The sequence below is a fragment of the Micromonospora craterilacus genome, from assembly GCF_003236315.1.
Taxonomy (GTDB): domain Bacteria; phylum Actinomycetota; class Actinomycetes; order Mycobacteriales; family Micromonosporaceae; genus Micromonospora; species Micromonospora craterilacus.
The window spans coordinates 1-2,146 of sequence record NZ_POTY01000435.1 but is presented as its reverse complement, the minus strand read 5'-3'; the positions used below and the strand labels follow the sequence as shown (position 1 = coordinate 2,146).

Below are 2,146 nucleotides of genomic sequence, written 5' to 3'. Positions count from 1 at the left end.
GTACTGGATCTCCGGCACCGGTAGCATCCCGGCCAGCCCCGCGCCGAGGCCGAGGCCGAGGATCGAGGTCTCGTCGAGCAAGGTGTCGAACACCCGCGCCGCACCGAACCGGTCGCGCAGCCCCTTGGTCACCCCGTACACCCCGCCCTTGGCGGCGACGTCCTCGCCGAAGACGGCCATCTGCGGGTGGTCGAGCAGTCCGTCGGTGAGCGCCGCGTTGATGCTCTGTGCGAGCGTGATCGGGCCGGCCAGCTCGGGCGGCTTGCCGCCGAACACCTCCGCCCGCGCTCCCGCCCGCGGCCCGGCCGCCCGGATACCCGCGTCGGCCACCGCCCGGGCCACCCGCAGCGGCCGGCGGGGGGCCAGCGGCGCGATCACCTCGGCGGGGCTGGTCAGCTTCGGCTCGTCGAGCACCTGCTCGGCGATCCGGCGGACCTGCCAGCCGATCTCGTCGTACCGGCCGAGCAGCTCCGCGCCGCTGGCCAGGCCCGCCTCGACCAGCCGGCGCGCGGTGGCGACCACCGGATCCGCGGCCACGTCGGCGGCGATCTCCCCGGGAGTGCGGTACGCGCTCTCCGCGTCCGCGCCGGCGTGACCCATCAGCCGGACCGTGGTCAGGTGCAGTACGGCCGGACGCCGGTGCCGGCGCACCCAGGCCGCTGCCTCGGCCGCCACCTCGTACGCCCCGACCACGTCGACGCCGTCGGCGGCGAAGTACCGGATGCCCGGCTTCGACCGCAGGGCGGTCGCCACCCAGCCCTGCGGCGAGCGGACGCTGATGCCCAGGCCGTTGTCCTCGCACACGAACAGCACCGGAATACGCAGGCCGGTGTGGTCGTACCAGCCGGCGGTGTTGAACGCGGCGGTGGCACTGGCGTGGTTGATCGAGGCGTCCCCGAACGAGCAGACCACGATCGCGTCCGACGCCCAGGGTGCCGGCGTCACCGGGTCGCCGGGTCGTGCCGCCCCCCGCCGGCTGTCGAGCCGGCGCAGCCGTTCCACCGCGAGGGCCATCCCGACCGCCCGGGGCAGGTGCGAGGCGATGGTGGAGGTGGTCGGCAGCACGGCGAGATCGGCCCGGCCGAAGACCTTGTGCCGGCCACCGGCAATCGGCTCCCGGCTGGAGGCCACCATCCCGCGCAGCACGTCCCGCGCCGCCTCGGTGTACGCCCGGGCCACCGGCCGCCGCACGGATGCCATCGACACAGCAGTGTCGACCCCGTCCTCCCCGGCCCCGGTCAGCCCGGCCCCGGTCGGCGCGGTCACCGTCGGGGCGCTCGCGGTCGGCCCGGTCATGGTCGTGTGATCGGGATCTGCCGACGGAACGGTCCCGGCCGGCTCGTCCGCCCGGTTCGGATCGGCCGCGGCCTCGCCGTCCGGCGCGGTCGTGGCGGGGCCTTCGGTACTGCCGACCACCCCGCGCTGTCCGGGGTCGGCACCGCCGGCCGTGTCACCTTCGTCGGGGTGGTCCCCACCCGGCCGGTCGCCGGCCTCACCGGCCCGCTCACGACCGGTCAGACCCTCGTCGCCGACCGGGTCGGTCGCCGCTTCGGCGCCGCCGGCCGGATCGGTCACCCGGCCGGCGCTCGTCGCCACGCCGGCAGCCGCCCCCTGACCGGCGGTGGCATCCTGACCGGCGGCATCCCCGCCGGTGGCGGTTGCCGAGTCGGCAGCCTGGGCGGCGCGGACGCAGTAGAACGCGCCGGAGCGGTAGTGCAGCAGCGCCGGATCGTTGGGCCGCAGGGCGGCCGCGACCGCGGCGTTGCCCTCGTGGCCGGCCGAGCCGATGGTGTAGTAGCCCTCGCCGAAGCTGCGCAGCCAGCGTCCGGCGAGGTCGAGCTGGCGGCTGGTGACCTGGGCGTCGAAGAGGTCCAACAGTTGAGCACCGGTCAGTGCCGCACCGTCGGCCACCGGCTGCGCCGGGTCAGCGCGATGCTGCGGCGCGGCGAGCGCGGCCAGGGACTCCCGGAAACGGTCGTCGAGATCCTGCGGGGTGGTCACGTCCGACAGCATTACCGACCAACGCACCCCTCAACCACTCCAGAGACACCCGCCCCACCGGCAGCGCCGGTTGATCAAGGATTTGCCTCCCGACATGCCGGTGAGCGGGGCGCAAGCCCCTGGTCGGCGCGGCGGGCCGGTGGGG

1 protein-coding gene is annotated in these 2,146 nt (G+C 75.6%); it reads right to left on the bottom strand.

Going from position 1 to position 2,146, the window contains the following annotated elements; all coding sequences use genetic code 11:
• On the bottom strand, nucleotides 1-2,013 hold a 2,013-nt coding region (locus C1I95_RS33515), incomplete at its 3' end, for a thiamine pyrophosphate-dependent enzyme (RefSeq protein WP_111220083.1).
• Between the last annotated feature and the right edge of the window lie 133 nt (nucleotides 2,014-2,146).